The following is a 22,896-nucleotide window of genomic DNA, read 5'->3' on the forward strand; positions in this document are numbered from 1 at the left end:
CTTACAAGGATGAAAAGAAAACTTATTTATCTGTTTATAGCGCTTGCCGCCACCCTATTGCCGGCACATGCTCAAAAATTCCTGAACGATGCCCTCACCCTCTCTAATGTATCATTGTGGCAGCAGGGCAATTCTCTTTATGTCGGCATGACCGTCGACATGAAGAATCTCACCGTAGGTTCGACAAGAAGCCTGAGCCTTATCCCTCTGCTGACAGACGGACAGCACAATGTCCCTTTGCAGGAAATCATCGTCAACGGTAAAAGACGCGAAAAGGCATATATCCGCAGCCTGGCAATGACCAAGCAGGAACCGACCGCCATCATCGTACCATATAATAAACGGGAAACTTTCAATTATACGCAAGTCATCCCCTACAAACCGTGGATGGCTAATGCTTCCTTGCAACTCGTTGAGAACCTGTGCGGCTGTGGCAATTATCAGGAGATGAATGCACAAGAGCTGATTACCAACGACGTGTCTACCGAAGCCAAACGGCTGAGTGCCATGTCGCCCATCGTAGCCTATATCCAACCTACGGTGGAAGTGGTGAAGAACCGCAGCGAAAAATATGAAGCGCATCTCGACTTCCCGGTCAACAAATCTGTCATCCTCACCGACTTTATGAATAATCATGCCGAACTGGTGAATATCCATTCCATGTTCGACAAGGTTCAGAATGACAAGAACTTGACGGTTCAAAACATCAGCATCGAAGGCTTCGCCTCTCCCGAAGGCCCGCTGGCGTTCAACGAACAACTGTCCAAGAAACGTGCGGAAGCCCTGAAAGACTATTTGGTGAAGAACGAGAAAGCGTCTTCCAAACTTTATAAAGTGACTTTTGGCGGCGAAAACTGGGACGGACTGGTGAAAGCTCTCGAATCTTCGTCCATGAAAGATAAGGATACATTCCTAAAAATCATCAGAAATACGACCGATGACGCCAAACGGAAACAGGAAATCATGCGTGTAGGCGGTGGAGTTCCGTATCGTACCATGCTGAAAGAAATCTATCCGGGACTACGCAAAGTGAATTGCAAGATTGACTATACTGTTGTCAACTTCGACGTGGAGCAAGGACGTGTCATCATCATGGAAAATCCGAAATACTTGAGTTTGAATGAAATGTACCAGGTAGCCAACAGTTATCCGAAAGGCAGCAAGGATTTCATCAATGTATTCGACATCGCTGTACGTATGTATCCTGCGGACGCAGTAGCCAACCTGAACGCAGGAGCCGTCGCCCTGTCACAAAAAGACTTGGACAGAGCAGTGAAATATATGGAAAAAGCAGACCATACGACTGCCGAATTCATGAATAATACCGGTGTTTACAATTTCCTGAACGGTGACATTAACCGTGCTATGGCGGCATTTGAACAGGCAGCCAAATTAGGTAACGAAGCAGCTCAAGCGAACCTGAAACAGTTACAGCAAATATTAAGCGTGAAGATGAAACAGTAAAGCGTGAAAATGAAATAAATAGAAAAATCTATTTACCGCACCGACCCAAGTGAGACGTTTGTTTGTTATACTCATAACAAATGAACGTCTTACTTTTTAAAACCAGACCACTATGACCTTGATTCTTGCTATCATTCCGGTACTATTATTAATCATATTAATGGCATTCTTCAAAATGTCGGGCGACAAAAGTAGTATCATTTCCTTAGTTGTAACCATGCTGATTGCGCTTTTCGGCTTTGCCTTTTCTGTGGACAACCTGTTTTATTCCTTTCTATACGGAGCGTTAAAGGCAGTCTCCCCTATTTTAATCATTATATTGATGGCTATCTTCAGCTACAACGTATTGCTGAAAACAGAAAAAATGGAGATTATAAAGCAACAGTTCGCTTCCATTTCTACTGATAAGAGTATTCAAGTATTGCTATTGACTTGGGGATTCGGCGGATTGCTGGAAGCGATGGCGGGATTCGGGACGGCAGTTGCTATTCCGGCAGCAATTCTTATCAGTCTGGGGTTCAAGCCGATATTCTCGGCCACGGTCAGCCTGATAGCGAATAGCGTGGCTACCGCTTTCGGAGCTATCGGAACTCCGGTGCTCGTACTGGCAAAGGAGACGAATCTGGACGTTCTGAATCTTAGTACCAATGTCGTACTGCAATTATCAGTACTCATGTTCCTTATTCCGCTTGTACTGCTTTTCCTTACCGACCCCAAACTGAAATCACTCCCCAAAAATCTGTTTCTGGCTTTATTGGTAGGCAGTGTTTCTTTAGTCAGCCAATACCTCGCAGCCAGATATATGGGAGCAGAATCTCCGGCTATCATCGGAAGCATCCTGTCTATCATCGTCATCGTTCTTTATGGCAAACTGACTGCATCCAAAGAAGAAAAGGCACGGAAAAGTTCGTTAAAGACGAAAGATATCCTGAATGCTTGGAGCATTTACCTGCTTATTCTCTTCCTTATTATTCTCACAAGTCCGCTTTTTCCGGGATTGCGCCACACATTGGAGAATAACTGGATTACGAGAATCAGCCTGCCTATCAATGCTTCTACCGTAAATTATACGATTTCATGGCTGACTCATGCGGGAGTATTGCTTTTTGTGGGTACTTTCATCGGCGGATTGATACAGGGGGCAAAAGTAAAAGACTTGTTCATCGTACTTTGGAATACAGTAAAACAGTTGAAAAAGACTTTCGTCACGGTTATCTGCCTGGTCGGATTATCCACCATTATGGACGCTTCGGGAATGATTGCCGTTATTGCCACGGCACTCGCCACCGCTACGGGAAGTTTATATCCGCTGTTCGCGCCTGTCATCGGTTGCCTTGGTACGTTTATAACCGGAAGCGACACCTCATCCAATATCCTTTTCGGCAAACTGCAAGCAAGTGTAGCGGGACAAATTCATGTCAGCCCCGATTGGCTTTCCGCCGCAAATACGGTAGGCGCTACGGGCGGTAAGATTATCTCCCCGCAAAGTATCGCCATTGCCACTTCCGCCGGAAACCAGCAAGGCAAAGAGGGTGAAATCCTGAAAGCAGCTATTCCGTACGCATTAGCTTATGTGGTAATTACCGGAATTATTGTCTATATTTTCAGTTAATTCCCCGAAAAGTATATCTTTGTCGAAACAATTTTAATTCCATGAAGAATTTTAAAATCAGACAAGAGACAAAGGAAGACCTTGACGAAGTTTACCAATTAATCAAAACTGCCTTCGAAACGGCTAAAGTGAAAGATGGAGACGAACAGGACTTCGCTGCAAAACTGCGTGAGGGAAAGAATTTCATCCCGGAACTTTCATTGGTTGCCGAAACCGACGGAAAACTTATCGGACATATCATGCTTACCAAAACTCCGGTTTTGCAGCGTAATGGCGAACGATATACAGCGTTGTTAGTAGCTCCCCTCTCCGTATTACTGGAATACAGGGATTTCGGAGTCGGCTCCGCCCTTATGAAAGAGGGGTTAAGACTAGCTACGGAAATGGGTTATGAAGCTGTATTCCTCACAGGTGACCCCAATTATTATAACCGGTTCGGATACCAGTCTGCCGCCAATTTCGGAATTATCTGCCCCGGAATTCCCGACCAATTCGTACTGGCGTACGAGTTAGTGCCGAACGCGTTGGATAAAGTAGAAGGTACGATTGGAGAATGGTAGATAGATATGATGAAAAAAAGAAATACTTGTTTACTTTCTTCGGAATAATTTTCTAACTTTGGCAATATCATTTAATTAGTGATAAATAATTTTCTAACTTTGGCACTATCATTTAATTAGTGATAGTTGTAACGTTATAAACCAGTCCTATATGGAAGCAGACACACAACGAGGAAGTATCATACTGACAAAGCAAAGTATAGACGGTCAGAACTATATACAGATAGATTATACCAATAATCAAGCTATTGCCTTGCTGCTTTCTGGATATAGTGGAATTAAGATAGCCGGAAACGGAAATGCCTATATACAGGTATCCGCTTTCCGGCTTCCTGCATTTTATGGCTGCTTTTCCTCTCTCGCCTACATTGAAACACCTAATCCACTGGAATATTTTGATGATGATTAGGTCATGATTTAATAGAGATTAGGAAATATATCATGAGGTGTGGTTATTGAATACATTAGCAACAACCAAATCATTATCGTTATTATGGATATAGAAAGAATACTTAAAACAAGAGAAAATGCAATATACTACGGCATTGGTGAATACCAAAAAGAATGCTTTAGTTGGGCTGGTGGAAATGCTCCAGCTTGCTTTGATGATAAGAATTTATCTAAAAAAGACAATGTCTATTTTTATCTAACATTTCAAAACCCTTTAAATCCCAACAAGCAAATATCTATTTTCACTCCGGAATTTGATGTTGCATTGGAATATAACACATATCCCGATTGTAAATTGTTGTTGGTTGAACATGAATTAAGTAATCAAAGCAAAAGTGATAGATATAAACACCCCGAAATAGATAATATTTATTCAATATACGAGATGAGTGCAGAAAAAGATATGCCTGAAAAAAATTGTGCAATCAAATTTGGGGGTAACGTAATGCCTATTCAATGGGGATTAGATAATGATAGTAAAGTGACTAAAGATGGAAATAGCTTCATTTTTCAAATCAACGAAATTTGCATGGAAGATATTGCCATTTTCATGAGTGGCTGTATATATGTTTATGGAAAAATTGAAAGCAATAAAGTCATGAATCCATTTGTGGCATATTGGGAATATTCTTAATAACGATAAATTGATTAATTATTTCAAATAGGTTGCTAACAAAAAAAGATAATAGCTAAACGCTATTCTTCACCAAACCATTACTATTACTAATTTCATAAAAATGAAATTATGGAAGCTATTAACAGTCAGTTTTTTAGTAAACTATGCAAAGAGTACGGATATTTATTTATTGCCGCAAGTGGACTGTTGATTCTGCTTGGTGCCATTCTAAACTGGGATTGGGTACTGGAAGGCGACGGAAGAATGATGAATATCGCATGGGTTTCTAATAAGTTCGGCAGAACTGTTGCCCGAATCTTGGTCGGAATCAGTGGAAGCGTTCTGCTTGTAATAGGAATTTTAATGTTCTTTTTAAGCAAACTGTAATTCAACCATTTTGTGACAGGTGATATGCATGACAGTTCTAATTACAGAACACAAGGGCTTTTAAAAGTTGCCAGAGAAACTATGATGCGATTAATTAGTTGAATCCCATTGATATAAAAAAGAAGCACTATGATACCTGATAGATTGAAAGAAGAATTTAATTCACTGAAAAATCTTTTTGATGAATCAAAAGAACAAATAGAAAAGAATGTCGTAAGAGTAGAAAGCTACAAAGGTGAGTTTTATGAAATCACCCCTTACTCTTATCAAAGAACTGGTTTCAAACAGGGAACAATAGTCAAAAATACAACTACCCTTAAATCAACTAATAATCTATTCACTTATTCTTTCAATGCTGAAAATAAAATTATAGAGATTCGAGAGGGTTGCGAACTTAAAGGTCAGTTTTATTACACTTTCTTATTTTACGAGAAAGAACTAATGAAAGCTATTAGGTATAATAATAGTAAACGTATTATAAATGTCCGCTATTATCTATATGGAAGCAATAGTAAAATTGAAAAAATGTACTCGATTGGTTCTCGTGGGAGCAAGGAAGAAACTTACTTTTATGAAGATAATTTTCTACAAAAAATAGTTATAAAACAATTTGATAGAAATGAAGTTGAACAAGCCACATTACAACATTCTTTTAATTATAAGCCTAATGGAGAATTAAATTCCATCACCCTTACAACAGAATTATATTCTGAAACAATCTATCAAGAAAAATAAACTCAATATAAACAAGGCGGAATAACGGGTTAACGCCGTTCCCCGTCCATCCCATTAGTGCAAATTAAAAATACAATAGAATGGAAAATGTGTATAAAATATGTCCTGTTTGCAAGCACCGCCCCATTGCTTTACCTAACGAAGTCTGTTCAGTTTGTTATAACAAGGTAAAAAAGGCTTCAAGACTTGATGAAGAAATGGAAGAAAAAGAAAGACTTGCATCACAAGGAATTGAATACCATTCATATATAGAAAAAGAATGGAACGAAATAAAAATAAATGGACTTGATGCTATTAAAGTGTTTACAGAGTATATCTTGGATAATGTCGAAGATGACGAGAAACATCAATGGCATAAACGCCGAATACGTTTCATGCAGGATATGGTAGAGCGACTGGATAAAAAATATTTTCCTAATGCCACTCCCCAACAACTAAAAGACTTTACACAAGCGGCAGTTGATTTTTGGAAAGGAATAATAACCAGCCAAGAAGCAAAAGAACAGCTTCAAACTATGCGCAAGATTGTTCAAAAAGATATTATGAAGGTTTCGGATTGGGAACCGAAAGATTTTCTACTTTGGATGATGGAGCCGGAAGACAATTTTGACTGGATGTGGGAGCAATGGTTTGAGTGCATCCGTGATTGTATTCCTGATAAATGTAATGATGAACTGTGGATAGAAATGTTCCATAGACATTTTTCCAATGAAATCAAAACATGGATAGAGCAATAATAGAACAACTAACAAAGAAAAACAACCCCTGAAATGAATAAATTAGAGCACAACAATACCATTGAATTATTAAGCATGATTTGCAAAAGACCGAAGATGTATTTTGAAAACCCTACCATAAACAATATATTCCGTTTCTTGGATGGCTATTATATGTCTCAAGTCATTCACACTCCTAAAGAAGAAAGAGAGAAGTGTGATATACGGGATACATTGTTTTGGAGTAGTTTCGGCCTATTTTTAGCTAATAAGTATAATAAAGAAATCGCAAATAAAAACATATCTTCATGTTATATCGTAGAACATCTGCTAAAAGAGATTTCAGCAGATGAAAATATTGATTTCGCTTTGTTTGCGGAGAACTTCAATGAATTTATTGTAACAACATCAATTAAGGAGAAATATAATGCTGACGAAGCAGGCTGATACTTAGCCATTAGATATAAAATCATTAAGCTCGTTTTGGGACGGGTTTGAAATAAATATGGGATGTTCTGGATAGATTCTGGAAACGTGGCGGGAAATCAGAAAAAGACGGTTGACTTTTTTAGATTTCCCATTATCTTTTTTTCAAAGATGTGGAGCAAAGTGTGAGGGATGTGATTAATTCATTAGCGCACCGTTTTGCTCTATTTTACTCCCATCATAAATGAAAGTCACCTATAGGTAATCAATATTACATAAATTCGCTACATTTGTATTCATAATCAATCAACAATGACAGTAGATAGGCTCAATTACATCTTACTAATTGATAATGTCCAAACTTAAAACAAACGTACACATGAATACTGATTTTATAAACCTGACGAATGAAAACCTTGCCGACGAGCATTTATGTTGCATTATCCGCAGTAAGAAGTCTCATCCGGGTATTGATGCCAAGCGCCAATGGCTTTCCGAGCGGCTGAGCGAAGGCCATGTCTTTAGAAAATTAAATGCAAAGGCTACGGTTTTTATCGAATATGCCCCTCTTGAAACAGCTTGGGTTCCTATCGTCGGCGACAACTATTATTATCTGTATTGCTTATGGGTACTGGGTAGCCCCAAAGGAAAAGGGTATGGAAAATCGCTCATGGAGTATTGTCTGGCTGATGCGAAAGAGAAAGGTAAATCCGGCGTTTGTATGCTTGGGTCAAAAAAACAAAAGAGCTGGCTTTCCGACCAGGCATTTGCCAAGAAGTTTGGCTTTGAGGTTGTCGATACTACTGATAATGGATATGAATTGCTTGCTCTCTCTTTTGACGGAACAACACCCAAGTTTGCGCCAAACGCCAAGAAGCTAGAAATTGAAAACAAAGAGTTGACAATTTATCATGATATGCAATGCCCTTATATCTCTCAATACATTGACATAATAAAACAGTATTGTGAAACAAATGACGTTCCTGTATCTTTCATCCAAGTGGATACGCTACAAAAAGCAAAGGAGTTGCCTTGTGTATTCAATAACTTCGCCGTGTTTTATAAAGGTGTTTTCGAGACAGTAAACTTAACGAATACCGACTATTTAAAGAGAATACTCAAGAAATAAATAGATAACTCCGGCTTTTCTCCTAATATCCTGCAAATTGATTTGCGAATAGTTTGAAAAGCCGGAGTATAATACTCCTTGACTATACCACATGATACACCACTTCATGCGCTTCCGTCAACAAAGGAACCTCCAGTTTATCCAGCATCTTATCCAGTACGGATTCGGGAAGTGCATATTCCCTGCTCTTATTCTGTTGACGCCAAATGTGATATGGTTGTTCCAGATATACAATTTTCACTTTTGCGCCATAATCCACAAACAAGTCTATCAGTTGCGCCCGCATCTGACGGGTAATGTTTGTTGCATTCCAAACAAAATCCTGCCCTTTGCGAAGATACGTCCGGGCTTCTTCCTTTGCCGTTTGCACTACCCACCCGTTCGCTGATTTATCCGTAGAGCTCAATTTGTGCTTTCGACGAATGGCGTCCAAGCTCACCACCAGCATATCCATGCCGGAAGATTGGATATAATAATCTTTCCCCATTCCCGGAAGCCCTGACAACATCGTGACTTCACATTTAAACTGTTCGTGAGGGATATAATCAATATAACCGCCCTCTGTATGGAAGTAATGAAAGCGTGCATAATTAGTGGCAAACTCTCTCGGTTTGTTCCAACAATCCTGTTCGCGGCAGAAAATCTCAAATAGTTCCACAGCTTCCAACAACTCTTTTTTATCGTCACAGATACGTCCCCTGACATCGGCTTCGGACAGCATCTTCAATAATGAAGTATCTACCCGCAAAGAAGCCTCGCAGAGCTTTTTTACAGAGTCCGGCTTTTCCATCAGCCAAACAGGTAGCCCATGATAACGGACTAAAGACGCAATCTGTTCCCGGATATGGAAGGGGGCGGGACAATCCCGATACAAAATAGTACGGGCAGTGTATTCCCCTTTGCGGGCGTGCCCTTTGGCAGACACTCTCCCCTCTCCCTCATCCACAGAGGTCGAACGTTTCTCCACATCATGCAATAATGCGGCTGCCCATACTATTTCTTTCTCCAAAGCAGAAAGAGACTGATAAGCAGCAGATTGCTGCAATGCTTCCAGCACCATACGGGTATGTACCGCTACATTCCCTTCCGCATGATAACGAGTATCCTGCGGAACAGTATTCATTTCGCGCACCCACCCGAACTGTTGTTCGAGTGAGCTCCACGATTTATCTTCTATCAATTTCCAATCCATAATTATTCCTCCTTTTCATTAGCAAATTCCCAGGTAAGCCGGGCACGTTTCCAGTTACGCGTCCAATGCTCATCTGTCTTGACGTGCCCTTTCCGCACATACTTAAATACATTCTGCGCAAATCCGCTTACCGGATACTCTTCGGTATTACGGCTGACTACCCCTTCACGGGTACAAGCCTCTTTTGTCCACGGGTCGCAAGAACCGAAAACTGACGGTTCTTGTGACATATGGATGATTTCCTGTTTCAGAAGCTCCGGCGTCAAACCGGAAACAGGTTCTATCTTCAACTCCGGGACAGTAGGAAAATCAAATAAAGCCGCATAGAACTTCACTTCTTCCCATGACAGCCACTGGTCCATGCAACGAACCGCAAACACATAAAAATGCGTTTCCAACCGCTGATATTCAATAGAATGTACGGCATACAGATTCTCTCCGAAGATTTCTATATCGCCTAAATCATTCTTTATCAGTTCCCAACGTTCACGCAGTTGCCTCGTCCACGGTGAAGTGGTCGGCGCAGCATGCGAACGGGCAAAGACACCCCACTGGCTCAAACAATTATTCTCTCCGTCCAACTTTTCGGTATGTACCAATGTTCCAATCCGTTGGATGTCCTCCCAATACGTATGATTAATCCGGTCATCACTAGTCGTTCCGGGAGAGAACGGATAGTGATAGGTACGACCATATTTCTCTGATATCATTTTCTTCTTCTTTTTTAATTAATTACTAAATTCTTAAATCGCATCACTCCTTATTCATTCGTACGATACGAGGCATAAATCTACCCTGCACTTCCACCAGCGTCTCCTGTGTATGCATCACCCGGTCGATGTCCTTGTATGCCAACGGCATTTCTTCCACACTTCCGCCAATCAAAGTCACTCCGGCTTGCGACAACATCTTTTTCAAAGCCGACTGCGTAAAGCTGTCCTTCGCCTTTTGGCGGGACATGGCTCTGCCTGCACCGTGAGAAGCAGAATTCAAAGCATCTTCCACTCCCTTGCCACAAACGAGGTATCCTGCCGTAGCCATGCTGCCGGGAATCAATCCCGGTTGTCCTTCTTGTGCCGGAGTAGCCCCTTTGCGATGCACGATTGCCATACGTCCCGGAGCAATTTCTTCCTTCCAGGCAAAGTTGTGATGATTGTTGACATTCGCAAGCGGCTTCAATCCCAATGCTTTCGCCAGGTTCAGATGAATCCGTTCGTGACAGGCACGGGCATAGTCGCCTGCCAGGTTCATGCTCATCCAATACTCCTGCCCTGCTTCGGAATCCAAGTCCAGCCAGGCGAAATGCTGCGCTTCACGGGGAAGCCGGCATACTTCACGCGCCAACAGGCTGTAATGTTTGGCAATGGCGGCTCCCAGTCCGCGCGAACCGGAATGCGACAACAAAGCCACATAATTCCCTTCGGGAAGATTCAACACATTATGCTCTTGCAGAGCAATTTCTCCAAACTCCACAAAATGGTTTCCACCACCGGAACTTCCAAGCTGGCGTACCGCCTTTCCCTGCAAATCCCTCAATAAAGGAGTCAGCCGGAATTCTTCCCTGTCCAACACTTCATGTTCCTGCTCAAAGCCCAATCCGCCGTCCATACCGAAATGGGTGAAATCCTTCAAGGCTTCCTTCATCTGATACGAATACCGTTTCAAGAAATCCGCACCGGCATCAAATACCGTCAGGCTCATCCGGCAGCCGATGTCGACTCCTACGGCATACGGAATCACCGCATTGTCCGTGGCAAGCACCCCGCCGATAGGCAATCCGTAGCCGGCGTGGGCGTCGGGCATCAATGCTCCGGCTACCGTTACAGGCAGACGCATCGCCAGGTTCATTTGTTGTTTGGCGAGCGTCTCAATGAATTTTCCCCCGTAGGTTTTATACATCAGCGGCTCGTCCGATAAATCATAAGCCCTAAAGTCCTTCGCTATCACAGTGGGCGAAAGGCGTTCGGCGAGCTTATTCCAAATTTCGTTGTTTTTATAAGATTCGGGATGTTCGAGTATATCGCTCAATGTCTTTTCAATCTGTTCTTTGGTGGCATGTTTGCAATGTTTGCTTACAATATCCACTACCAGACTACGAGCTACATTATCCCGGTATCCCAGTTTACTTAAATCTTTTAATCGTATTCCCATACTTCTTTTTCTGTTCGCATACAGCACTCCCTGTCCGCCTCATCGGCAGCAGACAATGTAATACACGGTATAACCAATGCTTCGGAAACGGATACAAAACATCCATTCACAGCATTGAAGTGAATTATTTTATAAATTAAAAATGTGATTGCAGGACTAATCAACCATTACCGCGTAATAGTAGAATTGCGGTAAGCGTAAGAAAACAAAAAGTTGCAAAGCCTCATCTTCCCGACGAGACAACTTAGTCCCAGATTGAATATATTATTGTTCCAGCATAATTTATACCCTTTCCAACTGTTTTAAAGGGTGAATACTCATTTTATCGCGGCAAAAGTAATGCTTATTTTCTTCTCTACCAAAGAATAAAAGACATTTTTTAGCGTTCGATAACCATTAGTGGGAAATTTCGCCAAGTAATCCGGGGAAATTGCCATTTCGCAAGAACTGTAATCCCCCTATCTTTGCATCAGAGAAAACAAATAAAGAAATAGAGTATGAAACTAATAAAAGGTCTATTGAGTGCATTTGCTATTGTACTGGCAACGACAGCTTGCGCAGGAAACAATGGAGAAAATAAAAAGAGTAATGAATCAACAAAGGAGAACAGTAAAATGGAAGTAGTATCATTAAATAAAGCAGATTTTTTAAAGAAGGTATATAATTATGAAGCCAATCCGAACGATTGGAAGTTTGAGGGCAAACGTCCGGCAATTGTAGATTTCTACGCAACATGGTGCGGGCCGTGTAAAGCGCTGCACCCTATTCTTGAAGAACTGAGCAAAGAATATAGCGGTAAAATAGACATCTATCAGATTGACGTAGACCAGGAAAAGGATTTGGCCGCCGCATTCGGCATCCGCAGCATCCCCACCCTATTGATGATTCCGATGAACGAAGAGCCGAGAGTCACGCAAGGGGCCTTGCCTAAAGACCAGCTAAAGAAAGCAATTGATGAATTTCTGTTGAAACAGGATAACGAAGCCAAGCAATAAACTTCGACTTTTTTCTCATCATGGTAACTGCCCTCTGTCAGTCTTTTGAAGATTGGCAGAGGGCTAGTTATATATTACAGGTCGTATTATGGTATTCATTTACAGAGAAAAGGAAAGAATTTAGCATTTGCCTCTAAGGTTATCAATTTAAAGATTTATGTACTTTTGTCTCACAGACATATGTCTGAACAATATTTAAACTACTATTCTAATAAGATGAAGACCAAACGTACAAGAAGTTCCTTTCGTTCGATGAGTTCGGAAAGAAAGTTGGAATCCATATTTCTATTCGTTACGGGAAAGTGCAATGCCAAATGCGCCATGTGTTTTTACGCTAACGATATGGCTAAAAAAGAGAAGGATTTGACTTTCGAAGAAATCAAGAGAATCTCGGAAACTGCCGGAGAGATTAACAAGCTATGGGTATCGGGTGGTGAGCCGACGCTAAGGGAAGATTTGCCTGAGATTCTTGAGATGTTTTATCGGAACAATCATATCAAGGATGTCAATATGCCGACCAACGGGTTGAAGCCCGACCGGGTTATCGAATGGGTAACACGTTTCCGCACCAACTGTCCGGAGTGCAATATCAACGTCAGCATCTCCTTGGATGGATTCGGCGAAACACATGATACGCAACGGGGCGTGCCCGGCAACTTCTACAAAGCGGTTGACACTATCCGAAAAGTCAGCGAGCATTTCAGAAACGACGGTAAGGTTCTGCTCAACGTGGCTACGGTAATCACCAAATACAATATAGACCAGATTAATGACTTTATGACATGGATGTACGGTCGTTTTCATCTGTCTACCCATACGATTGAAGCGGCACGCGGCACTACACGGGAAGACGGGGTCAAGGCACTGGACGAAACGACTCTCCGTGCCATTCAGGACGAATCCGCCCCGATATACGGAGCTTACGCCAAACGAATGGTTGCCAACACTTCCGGCCTGCGGAAACCGATAACGAAGTTCTTCTATACCGGCATTGTCCGCGCTTTATATAATATCCGTGCAAGCAACATCGACCGGCCTACCCCGTGGGGAATGGACTGCACGGCAGGAGAAACGACTCTGGTCATCGACTACGACGGCCGTTTCCGCTCCTGCGAACTGCGTGAGCCGCTGGGGAACGTGAAAGACTATGACTGCGACGTGCAGCGTATCATGCAAAGTGACACCATGAAGAAAGAAGTCGAGGCTATCGGGCACGGATACAAAGCAAACTGCTGGTGTACACACGGCTGTTTTATCACGGCTTCTCTCATTTTCAATCCCCGCAAGATGATGAAGCAAGTCTATAAAGGCTATCGGGAAGTGGGCAAACTCGACAAACCGATTGATATCAGCGAAGCCAGCCTTGCAGGAATGGAAGAGAAGTACCAGTTGGATAAGGCGAAGCTGAGCGAAATCGGTGTTGCCGTATATTAAAAGGATATAAGTCGTGTACTAAATAATAAAAGCCACATACTAAATATAAAAGCCACAACATGAAAATTCTTCTGGTCACCCGTGGTTCGCAAGGGGATATCTACCCTTACCTCACCATTGCCTCCGCCTTAATCAAGCGGGGACATCAGGTTACACTGAACCTTCCGCAGCTATTTGAAAAAGAAGCGAAAGCATACCAACTGGATTATGTGTTACAGGATTTTGACGATATACAAGGAATGGTATCCAAAGCCGGAGAGGGAGACAAAGGTGCCAAACCTTACCTGCAATGGATGCGTGATGTGATTGATGCACAATTCAAGCAACTGGTTCCGCTATTGAAGGAGCATGATATTCTAATAGCCACCAACTCTGAATTTGCAGCAGCCAGTGTGGCGGATTATTGCAGGAAACCGTTTATCCGAACGGCTTTTGCCCCTTTCATTCCGGGCAGGCATATCCCGCCGCCTATCTTCCCCTACCCGAAGCCTCATCCTATCTTTACTCCCCGGATGATATGGCGGCTACTCAACATCGGAAATAATTATATGACTCAAAAATGTATCAACAAGAACCGGGAACGGCTGGGACTGGAGACATTGAAGAACTGCGGTTACTATGCCACAGAAAGAGCCTATAACTATCTGTTGTACAGCCGCTATCTGGGCAATACAGACCCGGACTGGAAATATAAATGGGATATCGGGGGATATTGTTTTAACGATACACTGCGATATGACACGGAAGCCTACCGGAAGCTGGCCGATTTCATCCAACAGGAACAAAGGCCTGTTATCTTCTTCACATTAGGCAGTTGCAGCGCGAAAGAAAGCAATGCTTTTTGCGACCGGTTAATCAATGTATGCCGGCAACTGGACTTCCGGTTGATTATCGGTTCGGGCTGGTCGGGAACAGGCAGACAGTTGGCAAACGATAAAGATGTTTTTCTGCTGACGCAGACGGTTCCCCACAGTCTGATATTCCCTCATTGCGATGCGGTGATGCATCACGGCGGTTCGGGGACAACGCATAGCGTAGCCCGTGCCGGCAAGCCACAGGTTATCATGCCGTTGATTATCGACCAGCCTTACTGGGCATATCGTGTACAACAACTGCAAATAGGGCCGGCACGAATCAAGATAGGAAAAATCTCCGACAGGGAACTGAAAGAGAAAGTGCATGACTTGGTAACCAACTCTCTCTACAAGAAGAATGCGGAAGAACTGGGTGAAAAGGTGCGCTCGGAACAGTCGGCAGATAATTTCTGTGATTTCATCGAATCAATCCTGAAAAAGCACGGTGAATAACAACACCGTGCCTTATTCTACAAGAAAAAAAAGAAACTATTCAGTCCTCTATTTTGTTTATTATAATAGAGATATTAATATAAATATCAGCATAGAAACACATCTATAACAAAACATTTCATAGTATGGAAGAATCTACCAACAAATTCAAAGACGAAGAATTGATACTTCGTGATTACCTGGCAATAGAGAGAACGAGACTGGCCAACGTCAGAACTCTGTTTGCCTATATCCGCACTTCCCTTTATCTCCTCACCGCAGGAATCGGAATCCTTCAGATTGACAGCATCTCACAACTGGACGGACTGGCGTGGGTATGTATCATAGCAGGTATCATTCTGTTTTTCTTCGGAATTGTCCATTACTTGAAGATAAAGAGACAACTGAAATGTTACGTAGACAAGTCACAGTGTGGTGAAAATGCCGGATGATACCTAGTATAGCTTTCGCTGGATACCCGCATCGCCTACTACATAATAGGTATTGCCTTCTATCAGCACAGCGCGGCCACGTTTCTTTTCCCGGTTTTCCTTATTATCAACATTAACGCCGATAACCCGCCCATTATAAAAGGTGGAAATATCTTTAAAAATAGTATGTCCCACTATGATATGCTCTACCTTATAACGCTCCAATATTTCTTGCAGCCCTTTACTTTCCAACGGTTTATACTTTTCGTCTGTCCTCACCAGTCCGCGATACCATATAGGCCCTTCATTGCCATACAGAAATTCGGTGAGCGGAGAAAGTGCCTTACGCTCTTTTTTACTCATAAAGAGTGCCTTGCTCATTTCCGTATTTACCGTAGGGATACTTAAATCCTTATCATAAAACAATTTGCCCAATCCGGCATGTACATATAAGTCCGTACCTATAACCTGTATCGTATTGCGGGTTGCAAGCCAACGCCCCAGTTCCGTATCAGAGCCGAACAGTTGAGGATATTCCTTTTCCAGTTTTTGTGCCAGTTGCTTGTATTTATCTTTTGTATAGCGAAGGTCGTCAGACAAAACGAGGGCTTCATGGTTGCCCAAAAGGAAAGAGACGTGTCCGCCGGCTTTAGCGGCTTCGGCTTCCAGTTTATAGAATAACCAGAAGATTTGCAGAACGTCTTTGCCCCGGTCGAAAACATCTCCGATGATAACCAGATGATTTTTGCCGAAGCTCCATTGATACTTATCGTTGATAACCCCGTTTCCCTGCAACAGACTGATAACACAATTCAATCTCCCATGAGGGTCTGACATTACAAATACCTTTTCCGGGCAGGTATATTTCCAATCCGGTCGTTTCAGTGGATGAAGTTTTACATCGAATGGATAATGCCCTTTATGGTCTGTGACACGAAAACTGAAATCCTTGGGTAATGCAGCATAAGTTTTGTCAATAATCTTCTTGTTCTTATTGACACTGATAACCCGTACGCTACCGTCAGATTGATAGAGTATATAAGGCCCGTCACCGGACAATTTATCTTTCTGCTCTTTCTTTTCCTTATGGTCTTTCTTCTTATCCCCCGAATGATAAGTTCCGGCACTTATGCCGGAACTTATTAAAACGAGTACAAGGGTAGAAAGGAATAATCTTAAAAAACGAGTCTTCATATTCTTTTCTCTTTCTGATTAGTATTGTGATTACTACTTTTTAATCATCTTCAATTCTCCTTCGTCATTCATAGCCATAATGCTTTCCCCTTCAATGAGCATGGCACGAGTTTCTTCATCTTCAAAAGCGTCGGGGTGGTTGACACAAATATCATATACTTTCCCGCCATAGTTGAACTTTATACGGCTATTTTCCGTATGCCCGACAATAACACGCTTAACGTTATAGCCGCTCAATAACTTATCGACGTCCGCTTCTTTTATAGGATTATAGCTGCTACTTGTTTTCACCATTCCACGATACCACAATGGCCCGTCATAATCATCGCTGTAAAGGAAATCAGCTATATTCGGAAATTGTTTCTTCCGTTCTTCTTTCGTGAGGTAGATACTCTTACTTACCAGTTCGTTGATTTCGGGAACAGTCTCCGTGCGTTCCATAAAAGCCTTGCTCAATCCAGCGTGTACATACAGATTATCACCTACAATCTGAATGGTATTTTTAGAACGTAGCCAGTTCCCCATTACATTTGTCAGTCCCCACATCTTTCCATAAGTCATATTCATCGCCTTTTGCGAAAGGTTGTTGTATTTGGCAAATGTATATTTCAGATTGTCACGCATCACCATTTCTTCATGGTCGCCCAAGATAGTCGTCACTTTGCCGCCCGCAGCCTGCGCTTCAAATTCCAGTTTATAGATAAGCCATAAGATAGGAAGCACGTCCGCACCACGGTCGAAGATGTCACCGTCAATAACCAGGTGATTGTTGCCATACGTCCATTCATATTGGTCATTAATCACCTTTCCTGTTTTCAGGATAGCGGCAAACAAGTCGAAGCGTCCGTGAAGGTCGGAGACGGCAAAGGTTTTCCCATACGTAGAAGTCTGGTCTTTCCATTCCGGACGTTCAAAGTTCTCAACCTTGTTAATTGGTACTTGGAAGAGGAATTTATTATCATCCGAATATACGTCAAGTTTCAGACCGGCAGGCAAGCCGGATTCCTCACGGATGCTAAGTGTATTATCTTTAGTTACTTCCAGTATTTTAAGTTTACCGTTTTCGTAGAAAAGGTAAGGCCCGTCATTGCGGAAGTGCGTAGTTTCCGTTATATCCGGTCCTACGGGAGTCAAGTCTTCCCCGCAGGAATAAAGGGCTGTGACAAACAATCCTAAAAGGAAATAAATACTATATATCTTTTTCATAATTTCTATACGTTAATGCGGTTAATCAATGCAATTCATATTCCGGGTTCTGAACCATATTTTCGTTGTATTCCATTTCGTGGTTAGGAACAGGAAGTACTATCTTATAATAATTCCAGTCGAAAGAACGCGCTTCTTCGGGAACTTCGCTCAAATAGTCCGTGCGTTCCACCTTCTTATTGTTTCTGATTAAGTCGAAGAAACGCTGTCCCTCTCCCCAAAATTCAATACGACGTTGTTCAAGCACTAAATCCAAAGTAATGGCATCGTCCGACAAGTCATCCAAATTCTCACCTGTACGTGCATAAATCGGTTTCAAATATTTGCGGGTATTCGTTATATCATCCTTCTTCACCGCAGCTTCGGCTGCATTCAGGTAAAGTTCGGACAAGCGGAAAATCGGAATATTGGCGTCTTCATAGCTTTTATCTCCCTGTGCCGGATATTTCAGACAAAAAGGCTTGCTGCTGCTTGCCGTAGAAACCATTTGGCTGCGGACATCATCAGATTTCTCTTTCATGTATTTTTTCCAATACTTTTCCGTTGCTATCAGGTTATATTTAGTGCAGAGATAACCGATTGAGGATTTACCCGGGCTGTCAGTTGTCAGGTTTACAATCTCGAACAATAACTCACTATTGAACGGAGTCGCCCATATTTTAGCATATTCGTCATTCGTCCATAGTTTATAACCTTGCTTCTCCGCGCCTTTGATGGCTTCGGTGGCTACATTGTAGGCTTCACCGTTATTTCCCATGTAGAGATAGACACGGCTCAATAAAGTCATTGCCGCCCATTTGTTGATTTTCCCCTCTTTCTTCACCGGACGCAGCAGTTTCACCGCTTCAATCAAATCGTCAGTGATTGCCTTGTAGCATTGCGCGGTCGTATTGCGGGACGGTTTGAAGTTCTTGTCTTCCACCACCTTATCAATGATAGGCGCAGCCAATGACGCACCGTTATCTTTGAGATAAGGATAGCCGTAAAGACGTGTCACGTCGAACAGCAGCAGGGCACGGATTGCCAAGGCTTCCCCTTTCAAGTCATCGTGATATACCTGTTCGGTCAGTTTTTCCTGCTTCGGGGTCATTATTTCCCTGTCGGGAACCAACTCTATCTTTTCAATATCACGCAACAGGATATTCAGATTCTTGGCTACACCGTAATACATTCCCCAAAAGCCGCTAGGCCCGTTCGTCTTGTTATACTTGAATGTATAGTAGCTCACATTGGTACTGGAAGATTTATAGGATTTCATGTCATCCCCTGTCAAATCACCGTAACACACCATGTCGGCACCGTAATAATTGGACGACTGCATACTGCTATATGCACCGTTCAACACAAACTCAAAATCTCTTAATTCAGTCAGCGAACCTTCGGTTTCAATAGCCGTGGAAGATTGCAAATCCAGCCAGTCATTTCCGCAACCGCTCAATAAGGTTGCCAAGACACCTAAAGCTATATATTTTATCTTTTTCATACTTACTCATTTAACAGGTTAATGCATTTAGAATTTCACTTCCAGACCGAAAGTATAGGTTCTCATAGGCGGAGTATCCCAACTTGGAGACGAGCCCGATTCCGGGTCGATGTAATCATACGCAGCCCAAGTCAATAGATTATTTCCCGCCGCATACAAGCGTACATTATCAATACCTACTTTCCGTGTCCATGTTTTCGGTAAGGTGAAGCCGAAAGTCAGGTTCTTCAGACGGACGTAGTCACCACTGTACAAACGACGGCTTGTGGCATAGTCTTTCATAGATATGGAACGACCGATAACAAAACGTTCGATACTGGTCTGGTCGCCTTCTTTCTGCCAACGTTTCCGGTAATAGGTAGGAATATTCAGTGTACCGTCACCGCCATGTTCCAACTTGCCTGCCCCACCGTCATAATTCCATGCACCGAAAGAGAAGTTCAGGTTGAAATTCAAATCAAACCATTTGTAGGAAAGGCTGTTACCAAAGCCACCGGTAATAGTAGGGTTTGCACATTGCAAGATAACCTTTTCTGCTTTACGCGGGTCTTTAGTGGTTTCCTTGTTCAGCTTTCCATTCTCGTCTGTCGAATTTTTATAGAACATCGGTTCACCGTCTGCCGGGTCGATGCCTGCAAATTCAATCATATAATAGGTAGAATAAGGCAAGCCTACCTTATGTATAGTCGTTCCGCTGGTCACCTGCTTCAAGTCACCGTCCAGTTTCAATATCTTATTGGCGTTGTGCCCCAGATTCAAACTACTAGTCCACCGGAAGTTTTTGGTTTCGATATTCGTTGAACGGATTTCCAGTTCGTAACCCTTATTCTGCAATTTACCGATATTGGAAAGGTAACTGGAGAAGCCGGTAGACAAAGACAATGGACGGCTATAAAGCAGATTCTTTGTGGTACGGACATAATATTCAAATGTAACATTCAGTCTGTTGTCGAAAAATCCCAAGTCAATGCCGGAGTTGAAATTATAGTTGGTTTCCCAGGTCAGTTCCTTGTTTTCCAGTTGCGACTGCGAAATACCCGGATTATTATTGTAGTTGCTGGTGAGGCTGCTCAATCCCAAATAGCCGTAGTAGGAAGAAGGCAACGTTCCGTTCACCCCATAAGATACCCTGAGCTTCAAGTCGCTCAGCCAGTCCTGCACAGGTTTCATAAACTTCTCCGAACTGACTCTCCATGCTCCCGATACCGACCAGAAGTTTCCCCAACGGTTCTCTCTGGCCAAACGCGAACTTCCGTCTGTTCTCCAACTGGCACCCAGATAATATTTATTATCGTAATCGTAGTTGGCACGTGTGATATAAGAGACGATACGGGTTGCCTTGTTGGAACCGCCCATACTTTGATACACCACACCATTATTTATTTCCGGTTTATCCCAGCGTGCAAAGTTGGAAATGGTAGCTCCCAACCCGTCCGATTCTTTGCTGTTGATTTCATAACCTGCCAATAAATCAAGGTTGTGTTTCTTCTTAAACTTGGTCTGGTAGGTCAGGATATTAGACCATGTCATATTCGTAATATCATTATAATCTTTACTGAAACGTCCGTTGTCATCGTCACCGTCACTGGTACGCGGGTCTTTCCATGCACGCGATTTGTTCATCACAAAGTCATAGCTATATGTTGATGTAAACTTGATGCCTTTCCAAATGTCGAAAGTCGCATAAACGGTATTGAAAGAACGGGTTACATACTCTTTCTTGAAGTTGAAAGAATTGGATAACATAGGATTGCGGTCGTCCAACTTGATAAGTTCACGGTTCCATGTGCCGTCCTCATTCCATACAGGGTCGGAAGGAGTAGCACCGTTGCGGGTACCGTAGATAGGAGAAGTGTAGGTAGTACCTTCCGAATAAGTATCCTGATTGACTCTTGAGAATTGTATCTTGGCGCCTATATTCATCCATTTAGCCATTTGGTAGTCCACATTCAAACGGGCGGAAACACGTTCCAGACCGGAGTTGATAGTAACGCCTTCCTGCTTCATGTAGCCGATAGAAGTATAGTACTTTATCTTCTCCTGTCCGCCGGAAGCAGAAAACTCATAATTCTGGTGACTGCCGTTGCGAAACAGATAATCATCCCAATCTGTAAAACCGCACCAGGGTATCGGTGCATATTGGTTAATATTCGCATCCGCATATGCCCAAGCCTCATTCTCGGTCATGCCCGGATGCAGGCCTTCTTCCATGGCATCCTCATCCACTTTGCCGGTGTAGGATAACGCGTAATTACGCAAACCCTCGTGAATCATATTCCGTCGCTCCTGTCCGCCCATTATTTCGCGGAAAGGCATGGCGAAGTTGGAGAATCCCCAATCGGATTTCAGTGAAAAGACCGGTTTGCCCGACTTTCCCTGCTTGGTAGTGATGATAACCACACCGTTTGCTGCACGCGAACCGTAAAGTGAAGCGGCGGCAGCGTCTTTGATAACGGTAATGCTCTCGATATCCGACGTATTCAAAGTAGACATCACGTCCAGACCGGAATCACTGCCGGACGCACCGATGTCACCGGACAATACAGGAACCCCGTCCACTACATAAAGCGGAGAGTTGGAAGCATTGAACGAACCCATACCACGGATACGGATAGACGTCGACGAACCCGGTATGCCCGAACCGCTACTGACGCTGACACCGGGAGCCGCGCCTTCCAACATCTGCTGGAAAGATACGTTAGGAACATCTTTCACCGCATCCGTTTTCACGATACTGGCGGAACCTGCATAAGCCGATTTCTTGAAAGTACCGTATCCGGTTACTATCACTTCTTCCAACAGGTTATTATCCACTTTCAGAATGATATTCACCGTCTTGCCGGGAATAACGGTTACCTCTTGCGAAGTGTAGCCGATATAAGAAACGACCAAAGTTACTTTCTTATCCGTCACTTCCAGGTGAAAATTACCGTTCAAGTCGGTCATCATGCCATTCGTCGTGCCCTTTACAATCACGTTGGCTCCGATAATCGGTTCACCATTATCTTCGGTCACTTTACCTGTAATCGTATAACTCTTTTCTTGCACGGCAGCGGCAGTTTGTGTTCTTGCCGGCTCAGCCTTGCGGATAGCAATCACTCCATCATGCACCGTGTAAGTCAGTCCGCTATTTTGCAGGCATTTGTTGAGTACTTCGGAAATCAGCTCATTCTTCACATTCAGGTTTTCCACTTTCACTTTCTTCGCGTCACTTGTGCTGTAAATAAAGGTAAAGTCGGTTTGTTTCTGAATTTCCCAAAGCACTTCATTCAGTGTCACGTTTCTAAATTTGGCTGTAACGGTAGCCTGTGCAAACACAGATGCCTGCATAAGCCCTGAAGTCGTAATACAGAGAAAGAGGAATGTCATACAGAGGCGTCTTCCACATTTCCCAAGTCGGTTAACATTACGTAGTTTTTCCATAAAACA

Annotated in this window: 21 protein-coding genes; 14 read left to right on the top strand and 7 right to left on the bottom strand. The window is 42.9% G+C overall.

What is annotated here, in order from left to right; genetic code table 11:
- The first annotated feature begins 9 nt into the window (after positions 1-9).
- The 10 genes from BacF7301_RS22105 (at position 10) to BacF7301_RS22150 (ending at position 8,095) form a co-directional block, all read left to right on the top strand.
- On the top strand, positions 10-1,464 hold the full coding sequence (locus tag BacF7301_RS22105; RefSeq protein ID WP_167966205.1) for a DUF3868 domain-containing protein: 1,455 nt from the start codon (positions 10-12) through the stop codon (positions 1,462-1,464).
- 112 nt (positions 1,465-1,576) lie between these two features.
- Positions 1,577-3,076 carry an L-lactate permease gene (locus tag BacF7301_RS22110; protein WP_167966207.1) on the top strand — a complete coding sequence of 500 codons (1,500 nt, stop codon included), beginning with the start codon at positions 1,577-1,579 and terminating at the stop codon, positions 3,074-3,076.
- Between the two features lie 41 nt (positions 3,077-3,117).
- On the top strand, positions 3,118-3,636 hold the full coding sequence (locus tag BacF7301_RS22115; RefSeq protein WP_167966209.1) for a GNAT family N-acetyltransferase: 519 nt from the start codon (positions 3,118-3,120) through the stop codon (positions 3,634-3,636).
- Positions 3,637-3,787: 151 nt separating this feature from the next.
- Positions 3,788-4,045 (top strand): hypothetical protein, encoded by a 258-nt coding sequence (locus BacF7301_RS25840; RefSeq protein ID WP_209319470.1) that lies wholly within the window; start codon positions 3,788-3,790, stop codon positions 4,043-4,045.
- Positions 4,046-4,129: 84 nt separating this feature from the next.
- Positions 4,130-4,720 carry a hypothetical protein gene (locus tag BacF7301_RS22125; protein WP_167966211.1) on the top strand — a complete coding sequence of 197 codons (591 nt, stop codon included), beginning with the start codon at positions 4,130-4,132 and terminating at the stop codon, positions 4,718-4,720.
- A 111-nt stretch (positions 4,721-4,831) separates the two neighbouring features.
- Positions 4,832-5,089 carry an Imm17 family immunity protein gene (locus BacF7301_RS22130; protein WP_167966213.1) on the top strand — a complete coding sequence of 86 codons (258 nt, stop codon included), beginning with the start codon at positions 4,832-4,834 and terminating at the stop codon, positions 5,087-5,089.
- A gap of 129 nt (positions 5,090-5,218) precedes the next feature.
- The gene (locus BacF7301_RS22135; RefSeq protein ID WP_167966215.1) at positions 5,219-5,824 is read left to right on the top strand and encodes a hypothetical protein; all 606 of its coding nucleotides are present in this window, start codon (positions 5,219-5,221) and stop codon (positions 5,822-5,824) included.
- 80 nt (positions 5,825-5,904) lie between these two features.
- Positions 5,905-6,561 (top strand): hypothetical protein, encoded by a 657-nt coding sequence (locus tag BacF7301_RS22140; RefSeq protein ID WP_167966217.1) that lies wholly within the window; start codon positions 5,905-5,907, stop codon positions 6,559-6,561.
- A gap of 33 nt (positions 6,562-6,594) precedes the next feature.
- The gene (locus BacF7301_RS22145) at positions 6,595-6,987 is read left to right on the top strand and encodes a hypothetical protein (RefSeq protein WP_167966218.1); all 393 of its coding nucleotides are present in this window, start codon (positions 6,595-6,597) and stop codon (positions 6,985-6,987) included.
- Positions 6,988-7,345: 358 nt separating this feature from the next.
- Positions 7,346-8,095 (top strand): GNAT family N-acetyltransferase, encoded by a 750-nt coding sequence (locus BacF7301_RS22150; RefSeq protein WP_167966220.1) that lies wholly within the window; start codon positions 7,346-7,348, stop codon positions 8,093-8,095.
- Between the two features lie 82 nt (positions 8,096-8,177).
- Here BacF7301_RS22150 and BacF7301_RS22155 read toward each other — a convergent pair whose 3' ends face one another.
- Genes BacF7301_RS22155 through BacF7301_RS22165 form a run of 3 tightly spaced genes read right to left on the bottom strand, consistent with a single transcriptional unit; the run spans position 8,178 to position 11,438 of the window.
- Positions 8,178-9,287, bottom strand: coding sequence for an AAA family ATPase (locus BacF7301_RS22155; RefSeq protein WP_167966222.1), 1,110 nt, complete (start codon positions 9,285-9,287; stop codon positions 8,178-8,180).
- Positions 9,288-9,289: 2 nt separating this feature from the next.
- A complete protein-coding gene (locus tag BacF7301_RS22160) occupies positions 9,290-9,997 on the bottom strand; it encodes an RNA ligase family protein (protein WP_167966224.1) in 708 nt (235 codons plus the stop codon).
- A gap of 43 nt (positions 9,998-10,040) precedes the next feature.
- Entirely contained in the window at positions 10,041-11,438 is a 1,398-nt protein-coding gene (locus BacF7301_RS22165) for an RtcB family protein (protein ID WP_167966226.1), read from the bottom strand.
- Positions 11,439-11,935: 497 nt separating this feature from the next.
- Between BacF7301_RS22165 and trxA the strand changes: the two genes are divergently transcribed.
- The 4 genes from trxA to BacF7301_RS22185 all read left to right on the top strand — a co-directional run bounded on the left by trxA (position 11,936) and on the right by BacF7301_RS22185 (position 15,605).
- Complete coding sequence (gene trxA, locus BacF7301_RS22170; RefSeq protein WP_167966228.1) at positions 11,936-12,433, top strand: thioredoxin; 498 nt, start codon at positions 11,936-11,938, stop codon at positions 12,431-12,433.
- Positions 12,434-12,649: 216 nt separating this feature from the next.
- Entirely contained in the window at positions 12,650-13,867 is a 1,218-nt protein-coding gene (locus BacF7301_RS22175; protein ID WP_167966230.1) for a radical SAM protein, read from the top strand.
- Between the two features lie 59 nt (positions 13,868-13,926).
- Positions 13,927-15,174 (top strand): glycosyltransferase, encoded by a 1,248-nt coding sequence (locus BacF7301_RS22180; RefSeq protein WP_167966231.1) that lies wholly within the window; start codon positions 13,927-13,929, stop codon positions 15,172-15,174.
- A 125-nt stretch (positions 15,175-15,299) separates the two neighbouring features.
- Positions 15,300-15,605 carry a YidH family protein gene (locus BacF7301_RS22185; protein WP_167966232.1) on the top strand — a complete coding sequence of 102 codons (306 nt, stop codon included), beginning with the start codon at positions 15,300-15,302 and terminating at the stop codon, positions 15,603-15,605.
- Positions 15,606-15,608: 3 nt separating this feature from the next.
- Here BacF7301_RS22185 and BacF7301_RS22190 read toward each other — a convergent pair whose 3' ends face one another.
- Genes BacF7301_RS22190 through BacF7301_RS22205 form a run of 4 tightly spaced genes read right to left on the bottom strand, consistent with a single transcriptional unit; the run spans position 15,609 to position 22,890 of the window.
- Positions 15,609-16,778 (bottom strand): metallophosphoesterase, encoded by a 1,170-nt coding sequence (locus tag BacF7301_RS22190; RefSeq protein WP_167966234.1) that lies wholly within the window; start codon positions 16,776-16,778, stop codon positions 15,609-15,611.
- Positions 16,779-16,811: 33 nt separating this feature from the next.
- Positions 16,812-17,984 carry a metallophosphoesterase gene (locus BacF7301_RS22195; protein WP_167966236.1) on the bottom strand — a complete coding sequence of 391 codons (1,173 nt, stop codon included), beginning with the start codon at positions 17,982-17,984 and terminating at the stop codon, positions 16,812-16,814.
- 25 nt (positions 17,985-18,009) lie between these two features.
- Positions 18,010-19,467 carry a RagB/SusD family nutrient uptake outer membrane protein gene (locus tag BacF7301_RS22200; protein WP_167966237.1) on the bottom strand — a complete coding sequence of 486 codons (1,458 nt, stop codon included), beginning with the start codon at positions 19,465-19,467 and terminating at the stop codon, positions 18,010-18,012.
- 27 nt (positions 19,468-19,494) lie between these two features.
- Positions 19,495-22,890, bottom strand: coding sequence for a TonB-dependent receptor (locus BacF7301_RS22205; RefSeq protein WP_167966239.1), 3,396 nt, complete (start codon positions 22,888-22,890; stop codon positions 19,495-19,497).
- Positions 22,891-22,896 lie beyond the last annotated feature (6 nt).

It is taken from the genome of Bacteroides faecium (assembly GCF_012113595.1).
GTDB lineage: Bacteria > Bacteroidota > Bacteroidia > Bacteroidales > Bacteroidaceae > Bacteroides > Bacteroides faecium.